This window comes from Herbidospora galbida, from assembly GCF_005233835.1.
Taxonomy (GTDB): domain Bacteria; phylum Actinomycetota; class Actinomycetes; order Streptosporangiales; family Streptosporangiaceae; genus Herbidospora; species Herbidospora galbida.
In genome coordinates this window covers 42,201-66,523 of record NZ_SZQA01000041.1, presented here as the reverse complement: position 1 = coordinate 66,523, position 24,323 = coordinate 42,201, and the positions used below count along the sequence as shown (strand labels likewise).

The following is a 24,323-nucleotide window of genomic DNA, read 5'->3' as shown; positions in this document are numbered from 1 at the left end:
CGGCGCCCGGGGCATGGCCGCCGCGGCGGTGCGGGAGCAGCGCCGGGCCGGCAAGCGGGTGGCGGCGGCGCGGGCCGCCGGGGCCCACGGGCTGACCGGGCGCGAACTGGAGATCGCCCGGCTGGTCGCCGAGGGGTGCAGCAACCAGCAGATCGCGGCCCGCCTGCACATCTCGGTACGCACCGTGGAAACCCATCTGACCAGGGCGTTCGAGAAGCTCGGGGTGACCTCTCGCGGCGGCATGACGGCCGCGCTCGGCCAGCTCGGCTGAATGTACGAGTTTTCCACGATGTAGGGGTGTGCCCTGTCTTGACATCGTGGGACCCGAGAGGAGGCGGACTCATGCGCATCGCCCGGTTCACCAACGACGGCGTCAGCGACGCCGAGATCACCATGTACCCGTTCCCGACCGACGACGGCCTGGGCCTGGAACTGACGCGGTTCTTCCGGGCCGACTCCGACGACGTCGTGCTGCTGCTGCACGGTCTGCCCGCCTCCACCGACATGTTCATCATGCCGGAGCACGTCAACCTGGTGACCTACCTGCTCAACAACGGGCTGACCGACGTCTGGTCGCTCGACTTCCGGATGAGCTGCCGCCACCCGTACGACACCGAGACGCACCGCTTCACCCTCGACGACATCGCGCTGTTCGACCACCCGGCCGGGCTCGCCGAGCTGCGCCGGCACATCGGGCCGCACAAGCGCATCCACGTGATCGCGCAGTGCCTCGGGTCGGTGTCGTTCATGATGAGCCTGGCCGCCGGTCTGGTCGACGGGATCGCCAGCGTCACCTCCAACAGCGTCGCGCTGGTCACCCACGTGCCGACCTGGTCGAAGCTCAAGCTGGCGTTCGGGCCGGGCTTCTTCGACTACGTCGCCGGGGTGCCGTTCCTCGACCCCAGGTTCGGCGACGCGCCGGTCATGACGCGCGGCTGGATGATCTCGCGGACGGTGTCGCTGTTCCACCGCGAGTGCGACGTGCGGTCGTGCCACATGATCAGCTTCATGTGGGGCGCCGGGAACCCCGGCCTGTGGAGCCACGAGAACCTGGCCGAGGAGACCCACCACCGGGTGGCCGACCTGTTCGGCGCCAACGGCGTCCACTACTACCGGCACATGCGGAAGATGGTCCGCGCCGGCCACGCCGTACGCCACGACGACCGGTTCCGCGAGCTGCCCGTCGACTACCTGGCGGCCGCCTCCGACATCGACGTGCCGGTGCTGTTCCTGACCGGCGACCGCAACCACGTCTTCACCGATTCGAACATCGTCTGCCACGAGATCATGTCGAGGCACAACCCGGGCCTGCACGAACTCAAGATCCTCCCCGGCTACGGCCACGTCGACCCGATCATCGGCAAGAACGCCCACCTCGACGTCTTCCCGCACATCCTCGACTTCATCGAGAGGAGCGGCAGTGGAGCACGTTGACGCGGTGGTCGTCGGCTCCGGCTTCGGCGGGGCGGTGGCGGCCTACCGGCTGGCCGAGGCGGGCCTTTCGGTCGTCGTGCTCGAACGCGGCCGTCCCTACCCGCCCGGCAGCTTCCCGCGCAGCCCCGCCCAGATGGGCCGCGCGTTCTGGGACCCCTCCGAGGGCCTCCACGGCATGTACGACGTGTGGAGCTTCGGCTCGTGCGACTCGATCGTCTCCAGCGGCCTCGGCGGCGGCTCGCTCATCTACGCCAACGTGCTGCTGCGCAAGGACGAGGAGGCGTTCGTCACCGAGTCGCCGCTGCCCGGCGGCGGCCACGAGCACTGGCCGATCGGCCGGGCCGACCTCGACCCCCACTACGACGAGGTCGAGCGGATGCTCGGCGCCACCACCTACCCGATCGACCGCCCGGCCTACCGCGACACGCTGAAGACGCGGGTCATCCAGGACGCCGCGGCCGAACTGGGCCTCGACTTCTCGCTGCCGCCGCTGGCGGTCACCTTCGCCCCCAAGCCGGGCGCCGAGCCGGGCCTGGGCCTGCCGATCGTCGAGCCCGAATACGGCAGCCTGCACGCCACCGGCCGCCGCACCTGCCGGCTGTGCGGCGAGTGCAACATCGGCTGCAACGAGGGCGCCAAGAACAGCCTCGACCACAACTACCTGGCCGCCGCCCGCCACATGGGCGCCGACATCCGGACCCTGCACGAGGTGAAGACGATCACCCCGCGCACCGGCGGCGGCTACGACATCGGCTATCTCCGGCACGACCCCCTGACCGGCCCGCACACGATCAGCTGCGACGCGCTGGTGCTGGCCGCGGGGACGTACGGCACGGTCAAGCTGCTGCTGTCGAACCGGCACGCGCTGCCCGGCATGAGCCACATGCTGGGCACCCGGTTCTCCGGCAACGGCGATCTGATCGCGTTCCTGCTGCGGGCCAAGGACCGGCCCGTGGCGGCGTCGAAGGGACCGGTCATCACGAGTGTGGTCAGGTTGCCGGGGTCGGCGTACATCCAGGAGGGCGGGTTCCCCGCCTTCGTCGACTGGATAGCGGAGGCCGCCGACGTCGGCGACGAGTTCAAGCGGGCGGTCAGGTTCGCGCTGGAGCGCGTACGGGGACTGGTCACCCGCGACCACAATCTGTCGGCCGAGTTCGCCCGCCTCATGGGGAGAGGCGAGCTCTCGGACCGGTCGCTGCCGATGCTGGCCATGGGCCGTGACGTGCCCGACGGCATCCTGCGTCTCTCGGGCGACCGGCTGGTTCTCGACTGGACGGCCGAGACCAGCGACGCATATTTCGACCGGGTGCGCGGCACGATCCGCCGGATCGGGGACGTGCTGGGCGCCGACTACTCCGACGCGCCGCTGAAGCGGGTGGTCACCGTCCACCCGCTCGGCGGCGCGCCGATGGGCCGCCACGTCGGCGAGGGCGTCGTCGACGCCGACGGCCAGGTCTTCGGGCACGAGGGCCTGTACGTCGCCGACGGCGCGGCCATGCCCGGCCCGGTGGGGGCCAATCCGGCCCTGACCATCGCGGCCATGGCCGACCGGCTGGCCACCCGGCTGGCCGACCGCATGATCACGACGAAGAAGGCACGTCTGATGGGAATCCGCACGGTCACCGGGCTCTCCTTCACCGAGGAGATGCGCGGTTCGCTCGACGGCAGCGATCCGGTCAGCTTCCGGATCACCATCACGGCCGACGACGTCGACCGCTTCCTCGCCGAGCCCGACCACACGGCGCGGGCCGAGGGATGGATAGACGCCGCTGTCTGCGGGGGCCGGCGTCCCATCGAGCGGGGCTGGTTCAACCTCTTCGCACCCGGAGAGGCGCCTGATCGCCGGGAGATGCGCTACCTGCTGCACTTCCGCGACGGCGAGGGCCGGCCCCGCACTCTGGCGGGGATCAAGCACGTCGAGCACGGGCCGCCCACGCGGCTCTGGCTCGACACCTCGACGCTGCACACGCGGCTGCTGGAGGGCCACGTCCAGGACGACGACCCGGCGAAGCCGCTCGGTTCGGGGACCATGCACATCTCGCCGTCCGACCTGGCGCGCATGCTGACCACGTTCAAGACGACGGGGCCGAACGGGCTGGCGGCGCTGGCCCGGTTCGGCACCTTCTTCCTGGGCGAGCTCTGGGACATCTACGGCCCGGGGCGGTAGGCGGCCCACGGGTCGAAGTCGACTTCGAGGGGCTCCTGCGGGGGCCTCTCGTCCTCCGGCACGTGCTGGAGGTTGACCCGGATGCGGGTCCAGGTGGACGAGCGGCCGCGCATGGAGTCGACGAGGACGTCGGCGGGTTCGAGCCGCGCGGCCGCTTCCGGGTGCCGCCGCTTCCAGTTCTCCAGGGCCTTGAGCGCCGGTTCCTTCTTCTCGGAGCGGGCGATCTCTATGACCGGGAACTTCTGCGGGTTCTTCGGACGCGGCCCCTGCGCCTTGGCCAGCGCCAGCAGCGAGTCGAGCGAGCCCTCCCGGCCGTCCATCTCGGCCCACGGGTCGCCGCGTTCCTCGAAACGGGCGGTGACCGTCTCCATCGTGAACTCGGTGGGGTCGCATGACGGTACTTCGTCCCAGGTCAGCGGGGTCGACACCCAGCCGGTCGGGCGGACGGAGTAGGCGCTGACGGTGGTGCGGTCGCGGGCGTTCTGGTTGAAGTCGACGAAGACGCCCTGCCGTTCCTCCTTCCACCAGTGGGAGGTGGCGATCTCGGGGGCGCGGCGCTCGACCTCGCGGGCCACCGCCTCGGCTGCCTTGCGCACCTGCGGGTAGGTCCAGTCGGGCGTGATCGGCGCGTAGACGTGGAAGCCGCGCGAGCCCGACGTCTTCGGGAACGGCGTCAGGCCGTGCTCCACCAAAACGTCGCGGGCGGTCAGCGCGACCTGGATGATGTCGGGCCACGGCACGCCCGGGACCGGGTCGAGGTCGACGCGGAGCTCGTCGGGGTGGTCGATGTCGGGGAACCGCACCGAGTGCGGGTTGAGGTCGACGCAGCCCAGGTTGACGCACCACGCGACGGTCGCCAGGTCGCGCCCGACGACCTCTTCGGCGCTGCGCCCGCTCGGGTAGCGGAACTCGGCGACGTCGATCCAGTCGGGCCGCTTGGCGGGCGCCCGCTTCTGGAAGAACGGCTCCTCGTCGACGCCGTGGACGAACCGTTTGAGCACGGTCGGCCGGTCGGCGACCCCGCGCAGGGCTCCCCCGCCGACCGACAGGTAGTAACGGACCAGGTCGAGCTTGGTGTGGCCGGTGCGCGGGAAGACCACCCGATCGGGATTGGTGATCGTCACCTCGCGCCCGCCGGCCTCCACGATCTCCGCGCCGGGCATGCCTCTCACCCTAGTTCTTCGGGGCAGATTCCCAGCGCGAGCCACGACCGTCCTTCGGCCGTCCGCGTCTCGCTTCCGCCTCGATCTCCTCCCGGGTGGGCATCGAGGTCGACGCGCCGGGCCGCTGAACCGACAGCGCGGCGGCCGCGGTGGCGAACTCAAGAGCCTCTTGGGGTGTACGGCCCTCCGTCCGCGCGACCGTGAACGCCCCCGCGAAGGTGTCGCCGGCGGCGGTCGTGTCGATCGCCTCGACCGGGCGGCCGGGCACCCGGAGGCGTGAGCCGTCCCGTGAGCCGTAGATCGCCCCGTCGGCACCAAGAGTGACCACCGCCTCGGGAACCAGCGCCAGAAGGGCTTCCAGCGCCTCCTCCGGCACTGTGAGACCGGTGATGGCGGCAGCTTCGTGCTCATTGGGCAAGAGAAGCCCCACGGCGTCCAGAAGCTCCGGGGGCAGCGGCACGACCGGCGCGGGCGTCAGCACCACCAGACCCCGGAAAGCACGGGCGGCGGCGACGACGGCGGGCATCGGCAGTTCGAGCTGCAGCAGCAGCGCGTCCCCGTCGAGGCGCTCCGCGTCCGCCTCCGTCACCTTCCCGTTGGCGCCCGGCACGACGATGATCGAGTTGGCCCCGCCGTCCTCGACGACGATGTGCGCGATGCCCGATGGCCCCTCGACGGTCCGCAGTGCGCGGGTGTCCACGCCCGACCGGTCGAGCACCTCCCGGAGTTCGGTGCCGAACCCGTCGGAGCCCACCGCGCCGACGAACCGGACGTCTCCGCCCGCGCGTGCCGATGCAATTGCTTGGTTGGCCCCTTTCCCGCCGCAGATCGTCCGGAATTCCCGGCCCGCGACGGTTTCGCCCAGGTCAGGGGCCCTTTCCACGTACGCGACGAGGTCCATATTGGCGCTGCCGAACACAGTGATCATGGATTCAATACTCCTCTCTGCGAACGACTCGGCCCGTCGACTCCACGAAATCGCCCGCTTGGTCCTAGAATCCGCCGGTGTGAACGAAGGTCATGACGTTCCGGCGAAGCTCCCCACACGGGAGCGCTCGTCCCGCCCGGGTGGAGGCGGCCGCCACCGGCGCCCGCTGCCCGTCACGCTGCCCGCCGACGCGCCGGTTCTGGTGCTCGCGGTCCCGGGCGCGGTCGACGACGTCGTGACGGAACTGGCGACCACGATCCGGGTCGACAACCCGACCCTGGACCTGCGCCTGATCTCGCTCAGCGACGGCGGGGCCGACCTCGCCAAGGAGTTCGCCGCCATCGGCAACGCCCGCACCTCCGACGGCCACGCCGCCATCACGGTCCCCCTCGTCACCGGCCCCCACCCGCGCGTCATGCGCTCCGTCCGCGAGGCCGCCCGCGAGAGCGAGGCCGACGTGGTCGTCACCGACCCGCTGGGCCCCCACCCGCTGCTGGCCGAGGCCCTGCACGTCCGCCTCGCCGAGCGCGGCCTGGCCCGTGCCGACCGCATCCGGCTGTTCAACGTGACCTCGCCGGTCGACGGCATCATCGTGGCCACGGTCGGCGGCGACGAGTCGGCCCGCGGCGCCGACGCGACGGCGGTCCTGCTGGCCGCCCGCCTGGCCCTGCCGGTCGTCCCGGCCGCCTTCGACGGCCGCCCGACGGTGGCCGACGCGGCCGAGCGGCTGCGCAACATCGGCGCCTCCCGCATCGCCCTGGCCCCGTTCATCATCGGGCCGGAAGCCGACGCCGACCGGGTGAGCGCTCTCACGGAGCAGTACAACTGCGCCGCGCCCCTGGGCGCCCACGAGGCCGTCGGCCGCCTGGTGACCCTGCGCTACGGCACCGTCTGGGGCAGCCTCGACCCCGACTACGACGAGGAGATGACCGAGGACGAGGGCTGAGCACCCTGGCGGGCGGGCCCGGACATGGCTCTCATCGCCCGAACGTAGAGAAGTGACATGCCGACTCGGGCGCACGGACACCACCTGGTCGGTGCGCGTCCTCACGAGGATGCTGCACAACGACCAGGACGCCGGCTTCGGGCGGCAGGTCGTACGCGTCGAGCTCTTCACAGTGCTGTTCTGGTGAGCACTCCAGGAGAGCCACAAGCCGATCACAAGACACACCCCCTACCAATGAGGGTGTGAAACTCCGTATCCTCGCCGCCGTCGCGGCCGCCGCGCTGACCCTGACCGCCACCCCGGCCCACGCCGCCCCGACGACGTGGAAGTGGGGCGGCATCCACTCCACCGACGGCTGGGCCACCGCCTGGGGCAAGATCACCGTCGGCCAGTCGGGCCACCACATCTCCGGCAATCTCGACGACTCCCACGGCCGGACCTGCTCCTGGCTCCTGATCAAGTCCATGAGCGCCACGAACGGCAAATGGCGGACGCACGGGATCTACAACTGCGTCACCGGCACCGGCACGTTCAAGAAGAACCTCGGCGGCGTGCTCCAGATCCGCGCCCAGGTCTGCCGGGGCACCGCCAAGAAGCCCGTCAGCAAGTGCTCGAAGTGGAAGACCATCTGGACGCAGGGAGGGTAGCGAGACGCGGCTGGCTCGCGTGGTGAATCCGCCTGACGTCAGGGCAGCCTGCGGCGGCCGGCGAAACCCAGCGCCGTCAGGTGGTACCACGACAACGACGACTCGCCCTCCAGCCAGCACAGCCGGACCGACTCGCCGTCGAGGACCGACGGGAAGTCGATGAGGAACGGGGCCAGGCCCTTCACCTCGATGCCGGTCTCGGAGAACCAGCCGATCGTCTCGGCCAGCCGCGCCTCCAAGGCCTTCGACTCGGCCAGCCCGCCCAGCCGGGAGTGGCCGGAGGCGCGCAGGTCGAAGGTGAGCTCGGCCAGGTCGGCCCGCAGGTCCACGAGAACGATGGCGCGGGCCAGCACCTCGGGCATCAGGGCGTCGGCCTCGTCGAGGTCGAAGGTTCGATCCATGTCAGAGATCATTCACGGTGTCGCGGAGGATCGTCCAGCCGAACGCGTCGTCGTCGCTGCCCGTGTGGGGCAGGGTGAACCTCCGCGCCTCCTCGGCGACGTCGTTGAGCCGCCAGCGCAGCCGGTAGAGGTCGAGCAGCCACGGGAGCGCGCCCTCGGTCTCCTCCAGCAGCCACAGGTCGCGCTCGGGGTGGCTGATCAGGGCGGTGTCCCAGTCGATGAGCCGCCAGCCGTCGCGGGTGCGCATCGTGTTCCCCGGATGGGGCTCGCCGTGCGTGAGCACCATCCGGTCGCGCAGCTGCAGGGCGTCGTGGACGAGAGTGTCGTACCGCCCGAACTGGCTCTTGAGCACCTCGGCACGGCTCGCGAGCAGGTCGGCGGCGCGGGCCCCGAACGGGCCCTCCCCCGGCGTGAAGGCCAGCGCCGCGTCGCGGCCGGGGATGTGGAACGTGTCAAAACGGGCCTGACAGACGGGCGACCTGTGCACCTGGCGGACCATGCGGAGGGTCTCGGCGCGATGCTCGGGCGAGCTGAACTCACCCCACTCGAAGCTCTCTCCGGTCACGTACGGGTAGAGCTGGAGCGTCCACCGCCCGAGGGCCACCAGAGGGCCCGCCGGCGCGACCCCGACGGAGGGCGGAACGGCGCTGAGGGCCGCCGCCAGCGCGTCGTGCGGCTTGTCGTCGGCGGTCACGAACCACTCGTCGCCGATCTTCCAGTGATGGCTGCCGAAGCCCAGCGGGACGTATTCGAGGCCCGTTGTGTCCAGATTCCATGACTCCCCGATCACAGTCCGGAGAAGATCGGCTGGGAGTTCCCGGGGAGGCGTGAGCATGACCCGAGTACTAACAGAGTGACGGTTGATCCACCAAACACGCTTATATAACGTGACATTTTATGAAACGCCCCCTCAGGCTGCTGGTCGCGGCAGCGCTGCTCGCACCCCTCGCCTTAGCGAACGCCACCCAAGCGTTCGCCGCTGAACCCCTCCCCGACACGGAGACCCCGTGGCGGTACGACCACTGGCCCCAGACCCAGCCCTGGCAACAGGACGAGCCGGCCGCCATGGCGCGCAAGCTCGGCGGTCACGCGGACATGCCGAAGCCGATCGACCCGCAGGACTGGGAGAACCCCGACCACATGACGTGGTCGGACTACAAGAAGCCCCCGGGCACCAACTGGAACGACCCGAGCGTCAAGGGCAGCGACCGCACCTTCAAGGGCGCCCTGGTCCTGCTCGACTACCCGAACCAGCCGTTCGTGGTGACGCAGCCGCAGGGCTCGACGGTGTTCAAGAACCCGTCGGCGCAGGCCCACGACGTCCCGCGTGAGCAGGTCGCCAAGTTCTACCAGGACTTCCTGAACACCCCGAACGACCTGAACAAGGGCCACACCATCCACGAGTACTGGATGGAGGACTCGGGCGGCCGCATCGGCGTCGAGCTCACCGGCTTCGGCCCCTACCTGATGCCGGGCAAGGACCACGAGTACGCCCTGGAGTACCAGCGCAACGCGTGCCCGGCCGGCGACACCTGCAACAAGAACCTGCGCACCGACGGCAACACGGCGTGGCTCAACGCCGTCGGCCAGGAGGTCGCCGACCAGTTCGACTTCGTCTTCTACCTGAGCGCCGGTCAGGACGAGTCGTCGACCTGGCAGGAGTTCGGGATGATGAAGTTCCCGACCAAGGAGGACGTGACCGACGAGTTCGGTCCCGACGACCCCGCCCTGCCCAACTGGTCGGCCACCCGCTACGTCGACTGGACCTCCTGGCAGGCCGGCTCGACCTTCTGGCCGAACGCCCGCTTCGGCGTCGACTCGGTCCAGGCCGAGAGCTCGGGCATGGGCGTGTACGCCCACGAGCTGTCGCACATCTTCGGCATCGCCGACAACTACAACAACCCCTACGGGGTGCCGGTACGCCGGGCGTACACCGGCATCTGGGAGATGCTCAGCCGGGGCAGCTTCAACGGCCCGGGCGGCCCGCACAGCCGCTGGCTGATCCCGCCGACCGGCGGCGGCTCGATGGGCGCCCAGCACATGCTGCGCAACAAGATCAAACTGAACATGGTCGACGAGCAGAACGTGCTGCGCCTCAACCGTGACCAGCTCGACGAGTCGGGCCTCGTGGTGGCCGACGTGACCGCCCGCGCCGTCCAGCCGGGCGACAAGGGCCTGTCGGGCGTCAACGTCGCCTTCCAGAGCGGCGACAAGTCCCCCGCCTGCCAGTGGCAGACCGACCCGCTGTGCGACGGCGGCAACTACAACAACTACACGGTCGAGGTCGTCGACCGGATGGGCGCCGACTCGTTCACGCCCGACTCGGGCGTCCTGATCGCCAAGACCAAGGACCAGGACTCGGCCCCCTTCGAGTGGGTCGTCGACGCCAACCCGCAGGACATCGGTATGACCGACTACGTCCTGCCCGACGGCACCGCCGTCCCGATCACGATCGGCGACTACCGCCAGCTCTCGGACGCCCTGTTCAAGGCCGGCGCCGACTCGGGCTCGGAGTACGAGTTCAAGGACGAGGCCAACCGCCTGCACTTCTACGTCCTGGACCTCAAGCGCGCCAAGGACGGCACCCTGTCCTACAAGGTGGCCGTGCGCTCGCTGGACGGCTCGGGCCCGCAGAAGCGCGGCGTGCGCGTGCTCCCCGCCGCCGGGGTGACCCTGGGCGACGGCATGGCGACCTGCAAGTTCCAGCTGATGAACACGGGCAAGGCGGCGGCCTCGACCGCCGCGCACCCCGAGGACGTCTCGGCCTACACCAAGGGCGACGTGTACCGCCTGTCGACGACGGTCAACGGGAAGGGCTGGTCGGTCAACGTGCCGAACTTCCTGACCTCGGCCGAGTTCGGCAAGAAGGTGACCGTCCCGGTCCACGCGATCCGAGCCACGGGCGGCAGCCTGCTGGCCACGATCAAGCTGACCGCGACCTCGGAGAGCGACCCGACGAAGCAGGCCACGGCGACCTGCCTGGCCGTCGGCCGGTAGTCATCCCGCTCACGTGAGACCAGGGCGGCCCCTCTCCCCAGGGGCCGCCCTTTTCACGTCCGCCTCGCTCAGTGGTCGTGGTCGAGGCCCGGTTTGTGCTCGTAGAGCCACTGCACGTTGGCCCGGCTCGCTTCGTCGGCCGGCGTGTACACCACGACCCTCGACTCGGCCGGGGAACCCAGTGTCAGGCTCGTGCTGGCCAGGTTCAGCAGGCCCACCGCCGGATGCTTGAGGATCTTCGTCCGCCGCCACGACCGGGTCACGTCGTGGGTCGCCCACATCCGGGCGAACTCGGCGCTCTCCACCGTCAGCCGGTCGATGAAGGTCGTCCACGCCGGTTCGCCGAGGTGGCGGGCGTAGGCCGCGCGGAAGGTCGCCACCATCTGGGGCAGTTCCTCCTCGCGGTTCATCATCACGGCGCAGCACGACGGCCCGATGAGCATCTGCCAGAGCGCGTTGCGCTCGCACCGGGGGACCGTCACCATACGGCAGAAGATCGCCGCATACGCCTGGTTCCAGGCCAGCACGTCGTAGCGGGCGTTGTAGACGGCGGCGGGCAGCGGGTCAAGCCCGGCGAGGATGTCGCGGACGGCCTGGTCGAGCTCGTCGTCGGCGGGGCCGCCGGCCAATCCCCCGGGCACGTCGGCCAGGCGGTAGAGGTGCTCGCGCTCGTCCGCGTCGAGCTTCAGGGTGCGGGCGACCGCGTCGAGGACCTGGCCCGAGACGTTGATCGGGCGGCCCTGTTCGAGCCACGTGTACCAGGTCACGCCCACTCCGGCCAGCTGCGCCACCTCTTCGCGGCGCAGGCCGGGGGTGCGGCGGCGGGTGCCCGGCGGGAGGCCGACGTCGGAGGGGGAGATGCGGGAGCGGCGGTTCTTCAGGAAGGCGGCGAGTTCGTGGCGGACCATAGGTGGTAGCCCCAATACCAGGATAAGCAGGCTCTTAGTAACTGGATAAGCGCACCGCCACCATACAGGGCATGTCCCTCGTCGAAACCCGGCCACGCCCCCTGCTGGGGCTCATCCTGACCGGTCAGTTCATGGCGATCCTCGACGTGTCGATCGTCAACGTCGCCGCCCCCACCATCCAGGCCGACCTCGCGGCGTCCGGAGCCGAGCTCCAGCTGATCGTGGCGGGGTACACGATCGCGTACGCGATGCTGCTCATCACCGGCGCCCGGCTCGGCGGGCGGTCGGGGTATCGCCGGTGGTTCCTCGCCGGGCTGGCCGTGTTCACCGTGGCGTCGCTGCTCTGCGGGATCGCGCCCGGGGCGGCCACCCTCATCGCCTTCCGGCTGCTCCAGGGCGCGGGAGCCGCCCTGATGGTGCCGCAGGTGCTCAGTCTCATCCAGGTCGGCGTTCCGCAGACGGGCCGCGCCCGGGCGCTGGGGATCTACGCCGCCGTCATCTCCCTCGCGGCGGTCGGCGGCCAGATCCTCGGCGGCCTGCTCGTCACGCTCGACCTGTTCGGCACCTCGTGGCGGCCGATCTTCCTGGTCAACGTGCCCATCGGGCTGGCGCTGCTCTGGCTCGGCGCCCGGAACCTGCCCGCCGACGAGCCCCAGCCCGGCCGGGGGCTCGACCTGCCGGGGCTGCTCACCCTGTCGCTGGCGACCAGCCTCGTCGTGGTCCCGCTCGTGCTGGAGCGCGGGTGGGTCTTCATGATCGCGGGAGCGCTGGTCTTCGCCGGGTTCGTGGTGATCCAGCGCAGGGCCGCGCATCCGCTCATCCCCGGTCGCCTGCTCCGGGTTCCCGGGCTCGTGGCGGCGGGGGTCGCCATCTTCGGGGTGATGGCCGTGTACGGCGGGTTCCTGTTCTCCAACGCCCTGCACCTGCAGAACGACCTCCACGACTCCCCGCTCCGGGCGGGGCTGACCTTCGTGCCGATGGCGGGGGCGTTCGCGCTGGTGAGCCTCAACTGGAAGCGGATCCCCGCCAGGCTGCACCGGCGGCTGATCGTCTCGGCCTCCGTGGTCGTGGCGCTCGGGCTGGTCGCGCTGGCCGGCGTCTTCTCCGGGGGCGGGCACGGGCTGCCGTACCTGCTGATCGCGCTGGCGGTGATCGGGGCCGGGATGGCGGGGGCGTTCAGCCCGCTCATGACGGTCGCGCTCGCCCGGGTGGCGCCCGCCGACGCGCCGGACGCGAGTGGGCTGCTCGCGATGATGTTGCAGCTGGGGCAGGTCGTGGGGGTCGCGGCTTTCGGGACGCTGTTCCTGAGCGGCGGGTCGATCTCGATCACGATGGTGTGCCTGGCCGCGACCGCGGTCGCGTCCGCGGTCGCGGCCAGGTGGATCTAGAGGCGAGCACGCCAGATGTCGAGGGCCATGTAGGGCCGCATGCCCATCGAGGTGTACAGGCCCAGCGCGGGCGTCACGTTGTTGGTGTCCACGTCGAGGATGGTGCCGACCCGGCCGCGCCGGAAGTCCGCCGCGAAGGCCCGGCTGAGCAGCAGTTTCCCGAGGCCCTTGCCCCGGTGTCCGGGCAGCACCGCCAGCCGCTGGACGTAGCCGCAGTTCTCGTCGGGGACGAAGTTGTTGGTCCCCATGAGGGCGGCGGCCGGCTTGCCGTGGACGCGGGCCAGCAGCATCTGGCCCCAGTCGGTGGAGCTGGCGGCCTCGCGCGACTCGTACCACTCGTCGTAGGTGCGCTCGTAGGCGCCGAAGTGCTCGGCGAAGCCGAGTTCCAGCACGTGGTGGACGTCGCGGAGCACCGCCTCCTTGTCGAAGGCGCCGGCCTCCACGGTCACGCCGGGCAGGAACAACACTTCGGGCTGCTCGACGTGGTCGATGCGCATGCGGTGGAAGGTCGTCGCGTAGGTGAACCCCCGCGCCTCGACGGCCTCCCGCTGGGCGGCGTCCTGGGCGTACACCCCGATTTCGGCGGTGACGCCGCTGAAGCGGCCGAGGACCTGCTCCCACAGCAGCTCGGCGGCGGGCCGGGTGCGGGCGCGGACGTCGAGCATGACCTCGTCAGTGCGGCCCTTGCGCATCGCCTGGCCGAAGCCCGTCAGCCGGCCGTCCTCGTAACAGAGCCAGCCGTCGGTCGCCGGATCGAAGTCGGGGTCGACGAGCAGGTCGGCGATGTCGTCGAGGGTGGAGTCGGGACGGCCGACCACGATCGTGTCGAGTTCGGCGATCAGGTCGTAGATCGCCTGGGCGTCCGCCGGTTTGGGCCGCGTGAGTTCCATGGCTCTTTTATAGGATTGCCCGCTTGTCGGCGGCTTGTGGATTCATTGGAGACGGTATGGCCAGAGTCAGGGCGACGGTCCGCGACGTCGCGGCGGCGACCGGGTTGTCCATCGCCACCGTCTCCCGGGTGCTCAACGGGCAGGCCAACGTCGCGCCGCACACCCGTGAACTGGTGCTCGCCGCCGTCGGCCGCCTCGGCGACCAGGCCCCCCGGCCGCGCGCCGAGCAGGCCGCCGGGGCGGTGTTCGTGCGCTGCCCCTACCTGCTGACCGACTACTTCGGCCTCATCGTGTCGTCGATCGCCGAGACCATCGACCTGCACGGCCGCCAGATGATCCTCAACGCGGGCGAGGCCGCCCAGCCGGCCGAGACCCTGGGCAGCCTGCCGGGCCGCTCAGGGATCGCGGGCGCGATCCTGATCCTGCCTCCGGAAGAGCCTGCCGTTCTGGTACGCCTGCGCGACCGCGCCTTCCCCTTCGTCGTCGTCGACCCGCGCACCCCGCCCGCCAAGGACATGGCCGCCGTGTCGGCCGCCCACTTCGCCGGTGGCCGGGCCGTGATGGCCCACCTGGTGGGCCTGGGCCACCGCCGGGTCGGCATCATCGGCGGCCCGGTCGAGTGGCTGGCTTCCGAGGCCCGCCTGGCCGGCTACACCGCCGCGCTGGCGGGAGCGGGCGTGCTGCCCGCGCCGGAACTGACGCGGGCGGTCGTCGAGCCCAACACGCGCAACGGCCACCGCGCCGCCGCCGAACTGCTCGACCTGCCCGAGCGGCCGACGGCGCTGGTGGCGTTCAACGACAAGATGGCCGTCGGCGCGATGTGGGCCGCCGCCGAGCGCGGCCTGTCGATCCCGGGCGACCTGTCGATCGCCGGGTTCGACGACATCGACGTGAGCCGCGCGACCAGCCCGGCCCTGACCACGGTGCGTCAACCCCTGCAGGAGATGGGCCGCACGGCGGTCACCCTGCTCATGCGGATCCTCGGCCGGCAGGCCGTCGAGGCGCTGCACGTCTCGCTGGGAGCCGAGCTGGTCGTGCGGGGATCCACTGGACCGGTCCCGACTGTTCCACTTGTTTCACACTGAGCTTGACAGGTTTTCCCGTGCGTGTTGTGCTGTGGCGCACAGCAAGGTTTCTTTCCTGTTTCATTTGTTACATGGTCCGCCAGCCGGCGTCCCGCGGACCGCGAAAGGAATCAACGGTGTTACCTCCCCTTCGCCGGGCCGTCGCGATCGGCGCCGCCCTCGTCACCACCGCGGCCTTACTGACGGCCACTCCCGCCGCGTACGCCGCCAACGAGACCGTCAACGTCTGGCTCACCACCACCTCCGACGGCGGCGGCCGCAACGTCACCCGCGGCCTCCAGCAGCAGAGCCCCGTCACCTTCGGCACCACCGCCGGTGGGGCCACCCACACGATCACGGTGAACGAGAACACGACGTACCAGACCTTCGAGGGCGGCGGCGCGTCGATCACCGACACCACCGCCCACCTGTTCCGCGGCGGCGCGATCAGCGCGGCCACCCGCGACGCGGTGATGCGCCGCCTGTTCCACCCGGTCGACGGCATCGGCCTGTCGTTCGTCCGCAACCCGATCGGGGCCTCTGACCTGTCCCGGCCGGGCCACGTCTCGCTCGACGACACCTGCTGCAACCTCAACGACTTCGGCGCCAACGGCTACGACACCAACGTGCGCCTGCTCACCCAGCAGGCCAAGCAGCTCAACCCGCAGCTGCGCGTGAAGGGCGTGCCGTGGAGCGCCCCCGGCTGGATGAAGGACAACGGCCGGATGGACCAGATGGGCTGGCTCCGGTCGGAGTACTACTCCCTCTACGCCCAGTACTTCGTGAAGTACATCCAGAGCTACCAGGCCATCGGCGTGCCGGTCGACTACATCTCGGTCCAGAACGAGCCCAACTGCTGCCAGGCGGGCAACCCGACCGCGATGAACTACCCCGGCATGAGCTGGAACTCCTCCGGCCTGGTCGAGCTGACCAAGAACCACATCTACCCGGCGTTCCGCGCGGCCGGCATCACCACCAAGGTGATGGTGCACGACTGGAACTACGGCGACTACAACCAGATCGGCGCCGGCCTGCTGGCCGACCCGGCGGTCCGCAACGACCCGCTGTTCGCCGGCATCGCCTGGCACGGCTACTTCGGCGACCCCAACGTCGGCACCCAGGTCCACAACCAGTACCCGAACGTGAACCAGTTCTCGACGGAGCACTCGGGCGGCACCTGGATCGGCAACCAGCACAACGAGGACATGGCCGACATCGTCAACTACACCCGCAACTGGTCGAAGAGCATCGTGAAGTGGTCGCTCGCGCTCAACCAGTCGATGGGCCCGCACAACGGCGGCTGCGACGTCTGCACCGGCCTGGTCACCGTCCAGGAGGGCGGCGCCCGCGCCGGGCAGGTCGACAACACGATCGAGTACTACACGACCGGTCACCTGACCAAGTTCGTCAAGCCCGGCGCGGCCCGCATCGACTCCACCGCCAACGGCACCGTCCAGAACGTGGCCTGGAAGAACACCGACGGCACCAAGGCCCTGATCGCCCACAACGGCACCACCTCGTCGCAGTCGGTCCGGGTCAACTGGGGCAACCAGGCCTTCACCTACACCCTCCCGGCCCGGACCACCGCCACCTTCACGTGGACCGGCACCCAGAGCGGCGGCGGAGGCGGCACCACGGGCCAGATCACCGGCCTGGGCGGCAAGTGCGTCGACGTCGCCGGGGCCAGCACGGCCAACGGCGCGGCGGTGCAGCTCTACACCTGCAACGGCACCGCCGCCCAGCAGTGGACCCGCCCCGGCGACGGCACCATCCGCGCCTTCGGCAAGTGCCTCGACGTGACCGGCCAGAGCACCGCCAACGGGGCGCAGCTGCAGCTGTGGACGTGCGGCGGGACGGCCAACCAGCAGTGGACGTACACCTCGGGCAGGGACCTGGTGAACCCGGTGTCCGGCAAGTGCGCCGACGCGACGGGCAACTCCAGCGCCGACGGGACCAGGCTCCAGATCTGGACCTGCACCGGGACGGCCAACCAGAAGTGGAACGCGTAGCCATCTGAATGGGGAGTGAAGGGGTGGCCGGACCTCGGGGGGTCCGGCCATCTTCGCGTCACCTGGCGATCTCCGCGCGATCTCCGCGCGGCCGGTCGGCGCCGGGTGCGGCGGGAGGCCGGGGCGGCGGGCGGTGCCGGGGTGGGCGGGAGCCGTAACGGAGAACTAGCGGGTGATCTGCGGTTTGCCCTTGCCCTTGAAGAAGATGCCGGGGAAGCCGGAGGTCTCGAAGCCCAGGCTCGGGTTGTCGGCCAGCTTCGACTTGGTGATGTGCAGGGTGCCGGTGTCGTCGTTGCTGACGAAGAAGATCGCGCCGCCGCCCTCGTTGGCGCGGTTGTTCCGGATCGTGGAGCCGCTGATCTTGACGGTGAAGTAGTTGCCGTCCATGTAGAGCGCGCCGCCGCTGCCGCCGCCGGGCTTGCCGCTGCGGGCCGGGTTCGCGCCCGAGCCGGTCGCGCGGTTGCCGGTGAAGACGCTGTCGACGACCACCCACGAGACGCCGATGCTGCTCAGCGCGCCGCCGTTGGCGCAGGTGCCGTTGGTGAAGCGGCTCTTCCTGACGGTGACGGGCAGGTCCTTGTACTGGTCGAGCACGCGGATGGCCGCGCCGCCCAGGTCGGGGCCGCTCGCCTCGCAGCGGTTGCGGGTGAAGGTGGCGTTGCTGACCGACAGGCGGCCGCCCCGGACGAACACCGCGCCACCGCCGCCGCCCTCGGCGCGCCGGCCGATCGAGTTGCCGTCGGCGAAGCCGATGTTCTTGATGGTCAGGCGGGGGGTGGCCTGGTCCTGGCAGTGGGAGGTGGTCCACACCTGGGCGCGGTCGCAGGTGTTCATGTAGAGGATGCGGCGCTTGCCCATGCCGCTGAGGGTGACCTTGCCGCCGCCGTCGATGACGACGTCGCGGCTGGTGTTGCGGACCTTCGCGGTGGCGGTCATCTTGATCGTGACCGGCTTCGGGCCGCAGGCGAAGCGGATGGTCCCGCCCTTGGCGACCGCCTTCACGACGGCCTGGGAGGTGCAGCTCGCGGGGGTTCCCGTGCCGATGGTCTGTACGGCCGCCGCCTGAGCCGGGGCCGCCGGGAGCACGGAGGCGAGCAGGACAGCGGGAAGCAGGAGACGCATCTGGCGAACGTTACTCCTGGGACGTTCCGCCGTGAAACGGCACGTTCCACGCGGGTGAACCGGCCGCGGCCCGCCCCCACGCCGCGGCCGGATCCGGTTCTACCACCAGGTGTTGTTCCCCCTGGCCAGCCGCCACAGCCGGTCGGTGGAGTTCTGGTCGGCGTCGAGATGGAGCGAGGCCCAGCTGCCCCCCGCCTCCCACGTCGCGATGGTGATCGCCAGGTTCGGGTTCAGCCGGGGCCGGAAGGTCCCCCACCCGGTGGGCGCGTCGGCGTAGGTCTCCTCGGCCCGCCGCGACCAGTCCTGCAGCTTCGAGCCGTCGCACGTGCGGATGACGAGCGGGTCGCCCGCCACCGGGGTGGCCGTGCCCGGCTGCAGGCACTTGTTGGCCAGTTCGTTCTTGAAGACGGTGTAGCCGTCGGACCGTTCGTCGACCGTCCAGCGCGCGGTCGTGTACTGCCAGGCCGGCGACCGCAGGCTGATCACCCGGGCGCCCTCGGCGGTGCCGTTGTCGGCCACCGCGAGGCGGCTGCCGTCCATCCGGTTGTAGACCCGGATGTCGGTGGTGTGGTCGGCGTACGCCGGACTCGCGGCCCCCAGCAGACAGACCACCGCGATCGGCACGATGCTTCGCACAGTCGGCTTCCCCTTTCCCAGGCGGACGCCCTTCCGGCTCCACTTATACACACCCTCCGCCGGATACCGTCGGACCTGGGATTTTCCGCACGCCCGGACGTAGCCGGATGACCCCGGACGGCCACGGATTCCACCGGAATTTTCTCCCCATATCCGCACATCGGCTCGCCGATTGAAATTCAGTAACTAATGGTGCATGCCATCACGACAGGCATTACTCTCACAATTGCCACGGTTATCACCGCGTCCAGAAACGGATCCCCCCAATGCGTGATGAGCTCGCCGGCAAGGCCTCCAGAGACCTGCTCCGCGACACGGCGGTCGGCCTGCGGGTCGACGCCGGCAACCCGTCACTCAAAGAGGTCGAGAAGGCCGCCGCGGCCCTGTGCGCGGAGGAAGACCACGCGGGCTGGGTGCGGTTACCCGACTCGACCCTGTCCGACTACCTGTCGGGACGACGCGACGTCCTGCCCGACTGGCGGTTCATCCACACGTTCGTGGTGGTGTGCCACCGGCTGGCGATCGCGAACGGGCTCGACCCGGAACCGCTGCGCGACCTGAAGGCGACGTTCGGAGCGCTGTGGAAGGCGGCCAAGCACAAGGAGAAGGGGTCGCTGACGGTGATCACTCCGCTGCCGTACCGTCAGTACGACATCCTGGAGCCGACGATCTGACCGGCGTGACCGAGGCGGAGGCCAGCAGGGCGAGTTTCTCCGCGCCTTCGCCGCCCGGCTCGGGATGGTAGATGACGAGCATCAGGCCGTCGGTGCCGCTGACGGCCAGTTTCTCGCGGTCGAGCCTGAGCTTTCCCACCTGGGGATGGTTGAAGGTGAGCGTCGCGCCGAGCCGCCCCGCGACGTCGTGGCGTCCCCACAACCGGCGGAAGTGCTCGCTGGCGAGGGAGAGTTCTCCCACGAGTTCGATGAACCGCGGATCGTCGATGTCGCTGCCGACCGACTGACGGAACCCCGCGAGCAGCACCGCCGAGGCGCGCTCCCAGTCGGGGAAGAGCGCCTGCTCGGCCGGGTCGAGGAAGACGTCGCGCAGCCGGTTGCCGCCCACCCTCAGCCGGGGTGACACCGCCGTGGCGAGCGGGTTGGCGGCGAGGACGTCGAGGTAACGGCCCTCGACGAACGCGGGATACGGCAGTGACGCCACCAGCCTCGCGGTGCTCGCCGGCACGACCTCCTTCCGGGGCCGCCTGCGGGCACGGCGGGGCTTCTCCTCGGCGAGGCCGAGGAGGTAGGAGTCGTCGTCGAGCCGCAGCACCCGGGCGATCGACTGCAGGACCTGCACCGACGGACGGCGATCACGGCCCTGCTCCAGCCGCAGGTAGTACTCGGCGCTGATCCCCGCGAGCATCGCGACCTCCTCGCGCCGCAGCCCCGGCACCCGCCGCGTTCCCAGGGACGGGATGCCCACCTGCTCCGGGGTCACGAGTTCGCGCCGGGCACGGAGGTATTCGCCCAGCAGGTTCGGCTCGACGCTCATGTCTCCACGCTATGCCGCCTCGCCGGATGCCTGCCTGTCCCTGTCGCTACCAGTGTCGGGAGGGCCCTGGCTCGGGCGAACCCCGGCGGGGAGCCTCGTCGTCATGAGTCAGCAACGTGTCCTCGTCACCGGCGGATCCGGCTTCATCGCCGGACACTGCATCCTTCAGCTCCTCGACCAGGGTTACGCCGTCCGCACCACCGTGCGGTCATCGGCCCGGGAGAGCGCCGTACGCGCGGTGCTCGCCGACGCCGGCATGGTGAACGGCGACGACCTGACCTTCGTCCCGGCCGACCTGCTGGCCGACGACGGCTGGGCCGACGCCGTCGCCGGCGTCGACTTCGTCCTCCACGTGGCCTCCCCCGTGCGCCTCGGCGAGGTGGCCGACGAGAACGACGTGATCGCCCCCGCCCGGGAGGGCACCCTGCGCGTGCTGCGGGCCGCCCGCGACGCCGGGGTCAAGCGGGTCGTGCTCACCTCCGCCTTCCACGCCGTCGGCTTCGGCCACCCGCCCACCGACCACACCTTCACCGAAGACGACTGGTCCGTCCTCGACGGCCCCGGCATGGACGCCTACGGCCGGGCCAAGACCCTCGCCGAGCGGGCGGCCTGGGACTTCGCGGCCGGGGGTCCGATGGAACTCGTCACCCTCCAGCCGGTCGCGGTGATGGGTCCGATCATGGGTGAGGAGATCTCCGGGGCCAACCGCATCATCCGGCTGATCCTCGACGGGACGGCGCCCGGCTCCCCCGGCCTGTGGATCCCGATCGTCGACGTGCGCGACGTCGCGAGCGCCCACGTCCGCGCCATGACCGAACCTGCCGCGGCGGGGCACCGGTTCCTGCTCTCCGGCGGACCGGCCATCACGGTGCGGCAGATCGGGGCCCTCCTGAGCGACCATCTCGAAGCGTCCACCCCGGACCTGGCCGCTCGGATCGCCGGTCTGTTCCCGCCCGACGCCGCCGAGCTCGACCCGGCCAAGAAGGTCTCCAGCGAGAAGGCCCGCCGGGTTCTGGGGTGGCGGCCACGCGCCTCGGAGGAGGCCGTCACGGCGGGCGCGGACAGCATGATCAGGCCCGAGCGCAGGCCGCGCCCTTGAGTGCAGGTCCCAAGGGCGCGGCTGCGTCACTTCGATCGCGACCTTCCCGTGCCTAGTCCTTCGGCACGTACAGCCGGATGTTGTCGATGCGGGCCTGGCCCTCGCCGACGTTCGTGTACGGCTCACCGATGACGAAGTAGTCGGGGTAGGCCGAGCCGGCCGGCCACTGGTTGTCCCACGTCTTGGAGCCGAACGCGCCCGACGCGCGGTGCGAGGTGTTGAACTGGCCGTTGTACTCCGAGGCGTCCACGTTGTAGTGGAAGATCGGGACGTTCGCCCCGATCACGCCGGCGTCGTCGTCGATGAAGCCCCGGGTGAACCGGTAGGTCTGCTTGCCGACGTGCTTGAAGACGCCGCTGACCTCCATCGTGTAACCCGCCGGGGTGCGCTCGATGGCGAACGCGTAGTCCTTGTGGGGCATCAGCTCGGGCTGCAGCTCCACGGCCGACTTCTGCACGCCGGAGACCGGCCGGCGGTCGCAGCTCGTCACGAACGTCTGCGACTGGCCGAGCGAACCCGTGAAGTAGAGCATGTTCACCGTGGTCTTGTTGCTCTGGTCCCAGGGGTACTTCTGACCGGTCAGCGAGTTGCAGACGTCGTAGCCGTTGGTGTTGCGGGACGGGGCCGGGCTGAACTGGTCCATGAGCACCTTGCGGTGCCAGTGGTACATCGCCAGGTTCCGGGGCATCGCCGGGAAGTCGAGGATCGACATGAAGTGGAACGCGTTGTACGCCTCGTTGCTGTCCTCCCGCACCGAGCGGGTGGCGCAGGGGTCGGCCGGGTCGATGTCGTTCGGGTTGCTGACCCACGGGTAGAACGTCTTGCACTCCCCGAGCTTGTACCCGTTGTACTTGCCGTCGTAGAACAGCGAGCCGTTACGCAGGCCGCCGAAGTCGAGCGTCTTGAGCTCGTACTCGATGCGGTAGTACTTCGGCAGCGGCTCGGTGTTGCGGATGATCGCGCCACCCGTGTAGTGAGGCACGGTGATGTTGGCGACGGCGCCCACGGTGTCCAGCTTCTCCGTCTTGATCGACGGACGTTCGGCGGTGTCGGTGTAGCTGTCGTCGACCCGCCCGCCGGTCTCGCGCGTGGAGAGGGACGCCGTGAGCCAGCCGTCCTTGCCGAACTCCGTCTCCTGCCGGTACGTCCGCATGGTCGCCATCGACGCGTCGAACTCGGGACCGAGCTGAAGGCGGTAGAGGTCGCCGTTGTCGTCGTTGTAGTCGTCGACCGGGTCGCTGTAGTCGTCGAGCACCCATGGGCTGGCCTCGGTGCGGATCTTCTTGTTGAACGGCTCGTCGTACTTGAGCCGCCAGCGGATGGGCTCGGGTTCCGGCTCGGGCTCGGCGGCGGCGCACGGCGGGGTCACGCCGTCGTCGTCCTGGATGATCGTCAGCTTCACGCTGTGGAAGGTCACCCCGGTCGTGCCGGCCTCGACGCGGAAGTCGGCGCCGCCGTTCTCGCGGTTGGCGAACCGGGCGTCCATCAGCTCGAAGCCCGCCGTCTTCCACGTGTTCGACCCGGTGCGGTTCACCGAACCCGTCCCGGCGTACGCGCTGCTGGTCGAGTCGTACTGGACGCGGAAGGTGGCACCGCCCTCGTCGAAGTACTCGACCTGCAGACACGCGACGTACGCGCCGTCGAAGGCGATCGCGTCGTCGACCTGGAAGTACATGTGCTGCGCCGGCGCCGAGGTCTGCACGGTCCTGCGTGCGCTCCGCCCGCCGACCGTCACGGGTGCGGTCGTGCCGTCACCCTGCTCGATCTGCCGGAGACCGGTCTCCTGGTTGACCTCGCCTAAGACGATCGAGGCGACGGGCCCGTCCGCGGCGGCCGGTACCGCGCCGAGGAGCAGAGATGCCCCCAGCGTGACCACGCTCAGGGCCGCCACGGCCGAGCGGCGTCCGCGATTGCGATGTGTTGCTGTCATTGCGCTTCCTTCTCCGTTGAGCAAGGCGTCCGTTCGTGCCGCTCCGGGCCTCGGGGCCGCGCGTGCGGCGCGGCCCCCGTCACGGGCGCCGATGTGCGTTGGTTCGGTTCACTCGTCGGGGTTCGAGACGTACGCGTCACCCGTGAGCCGCACCCGTCAGCGTGCTTCCGGTCGAGTCGTCGACCAGGGCGGCCGTCACGTCCTGGCCGAGGGGGGTGGTGAACATGCTGGCCGTGACCGACATGCCTTCGTCGTCGTGGGTCCGTACCCGTAGTTCCTCGCCTCGGCTTCGGTCTGCTTGACCCCATATGCGGCGTGGCGGTGGGCCGTGCTGACCGCGACAGGGGACGCGCTGCCAGATCGCAGGGGCCCGCACCCGCTGTGCCGGCGGAGGCCGCCGTCTCCAGCAGCTCGACCACCTCAATCCTCGTCGTCGGCATTCCTGTCGTCACCATTCGAATAACTCGAATCCTCTTCGATTTTGTACCTGATCACAGCTTTGATAAATGCGAGACACCTTGTCAAGGGTTTCGATTCGTGGACTTTCCCGGCCGATCGACGGATTTCTCACCGGCATTCGAGAATGTCGAATCGGCGTGGGCGTCGACGGTCGCGGCCACGGTGACGGGCGCGGCGCATGGTTACGCCGCTTGTCGCAAGGAGAGACAGACCCCCCGCACCCGGTCACCGGCAGGCATGCTCCTTCTCACCCTCTACCAGCTCGGCGCCAAGAGTGGGCCCGTCCACGCCGCACACCCGATCTCTCATTAAGAATTCAAAAGTAGTCACGCGCAATTTCCTGATCGTGTATGAGCTTATTTCGCCCGAGGAAGCACAGCGCACAATTTTCCAGAGATGAACCCATCCGGCTCGGGGTTTCCGCACCGCAGGACGCCCATCAGTAGGTAACGCGCGCCTCGGTGGTCCGGCGAATGAGCCGCACCCGGTTCGCCGTTCCGCCGGACGAAGTGGCCTTTTCACGCGTCGAACATTCGCGGAAGGTCTGCCGCTCCTCCGGCGCAATGATCGTCTCCTGCACTCCTTGACAGGATCGCCACTGCAGCACCCGGGGAAGCCGTCACGGCGGGTGCGGACAGCATGAT

At 70.0% G+C, this 24,323-nt stretch carries 22 protein-coding genes; 11 read left to right on the top strand and 11 right to left on the bottom strand.

Annotated features, from left to right (window positions below; translation table 11 throughout):
• The 3 genes from FDA94_RS32495 to FDA94_RS32485 all read left to right on the top strand — a co-directional run.
• Positions 1–271 (top strand): response regulator transcription factor (locus FDA94_RS32495; protein WP_137250894.1); only part of this gene is annotated, 271 nt, incomplete at its 5' end.
• 71 nt (positions 272–342) lie between these two features.
• The gene (locus FDA94_RS32490) at positions 343–1,434 is read left to right on the top strand and encodes an alpha/beta fold hydrolase (protein WP_137250893.1); all 1,092 of its coding nucleotides are present in this window, start codon (positions 343–345) and stop codon (positions 1,432–1,434) included.
• Positions 1,421–3,601 carry an FAD-dependent oxidoreductase gene (locus FDA94_RS32485; protein ID WP_137250892.1) on the top strand — a complete coding sequence of 727 codons (2,181 nt, stop codon included), beginning with the start codon at positions 1,421–1,423 and terminating at the stop codon, positions 3,599–3,601. The genes FDA94_RS32490 and FDA94_RS32485 overlap by 14 nt, the downstream gene beginning before the upstream one ends.
• Here the strand turns inward: FDA94_RS32485 and FDA94_RS32480 are convergent.
• Complete coding sequence (locus tag FDA94_RS32480; RefSeq protein ID WP_137250891.1) at positions 3,583–4,764, bottom strand: DNA polymerase domain-containing protein; 1,182 nt, start codon at positions 4,762–4,764, stop codon at positions 3,583–3,585. The genes FDA94_RS32485 and FDA94_RS32480 overlap by 19 nt on opposite strands.
• 10 nt (positions 4,765–4,774) lie before the next feature.
• The gene (locus FDA94_RS32475) at positions 4,775–5,692 is read right to left on the bottom strand and encodes a ribokinase (protein ID WP_137250890.1); all 918 of its coding nucleotides are present in this window, start codon (positions 5,690–5,692) and stop codon (positions 4,775–4,777) included.
• Between the two features lie 79 nt (positions 5,693–5,771).
• On the opposite strand from FDA94_RS32475, the gene FDA94_RS32470 reads away from it, so the two are divergent.
• Both FDA94_RS32470 and FDA94_RS32465 read left to right on the top strand, forming a co-directional pair.
• Positions 5,772–6,638, top strand: coding sequence for a sirohydrochlorin chelatase (locus tag FDA94_RS32470; protein ID WP_137250889.1), 867 nt, complete (start codon positions 5,772–5,774; stop codon positions 6,636–6,638).
• A 242-nt stretch (positions 6,639–6,880) separates the two neighbouring features.
• Positions 6,881–7,285, top strand: coding sequence for a hypothetical protein (locus tag FDA94_RS32465; protein WP_137250888.1), 405 nt, complete (start codon positions 6,881–6,883; stop codon positions 7,283–7,285).
• Positions 7,286–7,323: 38 nt separating this feature from the next.
• On the opposite strand, the gene FDA94_RS32460 is transcribed toward FDA94_RS32465, so the two are convergent.
• Both FDA94_RS32460 and FDA94_RS32455 read right to left on the bottom strand, forming a co-directional pair.
• A complete protein-coding gene (locus tag FDA94_RS32460; protein WP_137250887.1) occupies positions 7,324–7,686 on the bottom strand; it encodes a DUF2203 domain-containing protein in 363 nt (120 codons plus the stop codon).
• Position 7,687: 1 nt separating this feature from the next.
• Positions 7,688–8,476: a phosphotransferase gene (locus FDA94_RS32455; RefSeq protein WP_170991228.1), complete on the bottom strand. Its 789-nt coding sequence runs from the start codon at positions 8,474–8,476 to the stop codon at positions 7,688–7,690.
• Positions 8,477–8,583: 107 nt separating this feature from the next.
• Between FDA94_RS32455 and FDA94_RS32450 the strand changes: the two genes are divergently transcribed.
• Positions 8,584–10,683, top strand: coding sequence for a M6 family metalloprotease domain-containing protein (locus FDA94_RS32450; RefSeq protein ID WP_137250885.1), 2,100 nt, complete (start codon positions 8,584–8,586; stop codon positions 10,681–10,683).
• Between the two features lie 68 nt (positions 10,684–10,751).
• Here the strand turns inward: FDA94_RS32450 and FDA94_RS32445 are convergent, their stop codons facing one another.
• Complete coding sequence (locus tag FDA94_RS32445) at positions 10,752–11,591, bottom strand: helix-turn-helix transcriptional regulator (RefSeq protein WP_137250884.1); 840 nt, start codon at positions 11,589–11,591, stop codon at positions 10,752–10,754.
• A 71-nt stretch (positions 11,592–11,662) separates the two neighbouring features.
• Between FDA94_RS32445 and FDA94_RS32440 the strand changes: the two genes are divergently transcribed.
• On the top strand, positions 11,663–12,979 hold the full coding sequence (locus FDA94_RS32440) for an MFS transporter (protein WP_137250883.1): 1,317 nt from the start codon (positions 11,663–11,665) through the stop codon (positions 12,977–12,979).
• On the opposite strand, the gene FDA94_RS32435 is transcribed toward FDA94_RS32440, so the two are convergent.
• Positions 12,976–13,869, bottom strand: coding sequence for a GNAT family N-acetyltransferase (locus FDA94_RS32435; RefSeq protein ID WP_137250882.1), 894 nt, complete (start codon positions 13,867–13,869; stop codon positions 12,976–12,978). The genes FDA94_RS32440 and FDA94_RS32435 overlap by 4 nt on opposite strands.
• 56 nt (positions 13,870–13,925) lie before the next feature.
• Between FDA94_RS32435 and FDA94_RS32430 the strand changes: the two genes are divergently transcribed.
• Together FDA94_RS32430 and FDA94_RS32425 are read left to right on the top strand one after the other, a co-directional pair.
• Positions 13,926–14,954, top strand: coding sequence for a LacI family DNA-binding transcriptional regulator (locus tag FDA94_RS32430; protein ID WP_137250881.1), 1,029 nt, complete (start codon positions 13,926–13,928; stop codon positions 14,952–14,954).
• Positions 14,955–15,070: 116 nt separating this feature from the next.
• Positions 15,071–16,942, top strand: a complete 1,872-nt coding sequence (locus tag FDA94_RS32425) for a ricin-type beta-trefoil lectin domain protein (protein WP_212735608.1) — start codon at positions 15,071–15,073, stop codon at positions 16,940–16,942.
• A gap of 165 nt (positions 16,943–17,107) precedes the next feature.
• Here FDA94_RS32425 and FDA94_RS32420 read toward each other — a convergent pair whose 3' ends face one another.
• On the bottom strand, positions 17,108–18,064 hold the full coding sequence (locus tag FDA94_RS32420; RefSeq protein ID WP_137250879.1) for a hypothetical protein: 957 nt from the start codon (positions 18,062–18,064) through the stop codon (positions 17,108–17,110).
• Between the two features lie 99 nt (positions 18,065–18,163).
• Entirely contained in the window at positions 18,164–18,700 is a 537-nt protein-coding gene (locus tag FDA94_RS32415) for an RICIN domain-containing protein (RefSeq protein ID WP_137250878.1), read from the bottom strand.
• Between the two features lie 266 nt (positions 18,701–18,966).
• On the opposite strand from FDA94_RS32415, the gene FDA94_RS32410 reads away from it, so the two are divergent.
• Positions 18,967–19,374, top strand: a complete 408-nt coding sequence (locus FDA94_RS32410; protein ID WP_137250877.1) for a hypothetical protein — start codon at positions 18,967–18,969, stop codon at positions 19,372–19,374.
• On the opposite strand, the gene FDA94_RS32405 is transcribed toward FDA94_RS32410, so the two are convergent.
• Complete coding sequence (locus tag FDA94_RS32405; protein WP_137250876.1) at positions 19,325–20,191, bottom strand: helix-turn-helix domain-containing protein; 867 nt, start codon at positions 20,189–20,191, stop codon at positions 19,325–19,327. The genes FDA94_RS32410 and FDA94_RS32405 overlap by 50 nt on opposite strands.
• A 103-nt stretch (positions 20,192–20,294) precedes the next feature.
• Between FDA94_RS32405 and FDA94_RS32400 the strand changes: the two genes are divergently transcribed.
• On the top strand, positions 20,295–21,290 hold the full coding sequence (locus FDA94_RS32400; protein ID WP_137250875.1) for an SDR family oxidoreductase: 996 nt from the start codon (positions 20,295–20,297) through the stop codon (positions 21,288–21,290).
• A 52-nt stretch (positions 21,291–21,342) separates the two neighbouring features.
• On the opposite strand, the gene FDA94_RS32395 is transcribed toward FDA94_RS32400, so the two are convergent.
• Positions 21,343–23,220, bottom strand: a complete 1,878-nt coding sequence (locus tag FDA94_RS32395; protein ID WP_137250874.1) for a hypothetical protein — start codon at positions 23,218–23,220, stop codon at positions 21,343–21,345.
• A gap of 898 nt (positions 23,221–24,118) precedes the next feature.
• Positions 24,119–24,259 carry a hypothetical protein gene (locus FDA94_RS39590; RefSeq protein WP_170991227.1) on the bottom strand — a complete coding sequence of 47 codons (141 nt, stop codon included), beginning with the start codon at positions 24,257–24,259 and terminating at the stop codon, positions 24,119–24,121.
• Positions 24,260–24,323: the final 64 nt, after the last annotated feature.

Coding starts and splice junctions, on each gene's coding strand:
- FDA94_RS32460 (WP_137250887.1), bottom strand. CDS start 7,686: ATGGATCGAACCTTCGACCTCGACGAGGCCGACGCCCTGATGCCCGAG.
- FDA94_RS32405 (WP_137250876.1), bottom strand. CDS start 20,191: ATGAGCGTCGAGCCGAACCTGCTGGGCGAATACCTCCGTGCCCGGCGC.
- FDA94_RS32420 (WP_137250879.1), bottom strand. CDS start 18,064: ATGCGTCTCCTGCTTCCCGCTGTCCTGCTCGCCTCCGTGCTCCCGGCG.
- FDA94_RS32480 (WP_137250891.1), bottom strand. CDS start 4,764: ATGCCCGGCGCGGAGATCGTGGAGGCCGGCGGGCGCGAGGTGACGATC.
- FDA94_RS32445 (WP_137250884.1), bottom strand. CDS start 11,591: ATGGTCCGCCACGAACTCGCCGCCTTCCTGAAGAACCGCCGCTCCCGC.
- FDA94_RS32450 (WP_137250885.1), top strand. CDS start 8,584: ATGAAACGCCCCCTCAGGCTGCTGGTCGCGGCAGCGCTGCTCGCACCC.
- FDA94_RS32400 (WP_137250875.1), top strand. CDS start 20,295: ATGAGTCAGCAACGTGTCCTCGTCACCGGCGGATCCGGCTTCATCGCC.
- FDA94_RS32475 (WP_137250890.1), bottom strand. CDS start 5,692: ATGATCACTGTGTTCGGCAGCGCCAATATGGACCTCGTCGCGTACGTG.
- FDA94_RS32410 (WP_137250877.1), top strand. CDS start 18,967: ATGCGTGATGAGCTCGCCGGCAAGGCCTCCAGAGACCTGCTCCGCGAC.
- FDA94_RS32490 (WP_137250893.1), top strand. CDS start 343: ATGCGCATCGCCCGGTTCACCAACGACGGCGTCAGCGACGCCGAGATC.
- FDA94_RS32395 (WP_137250874.1), bottom strand. CDS start 23,220: ATGACAGCAACACATCGCAATCGCGGACGCCGCTCGGCCGTGGCGGCC.
- FDA94_RS32430 (WP_137250881.1), top strand. CDS start 13,926: ATGGCCAGAGTCAGGGCGACGGTCCGCGACGTCGCGGCGGCGACCGGG.
- FDA94_RS32435 (WP_137250882.1), bottom strand. CDS start 13,869: ATGGAACTCACGCGGCCCAAACCGGCGGACGCCCAGGCGATCTACGAC.
- FDA94_RS32440 (WP_137250883.1), top strand. CDS start 11,663: ATGTCCCTCGTCGAAACCCGGCCACGCCCCCTGCTGGGGCTCATCCTG.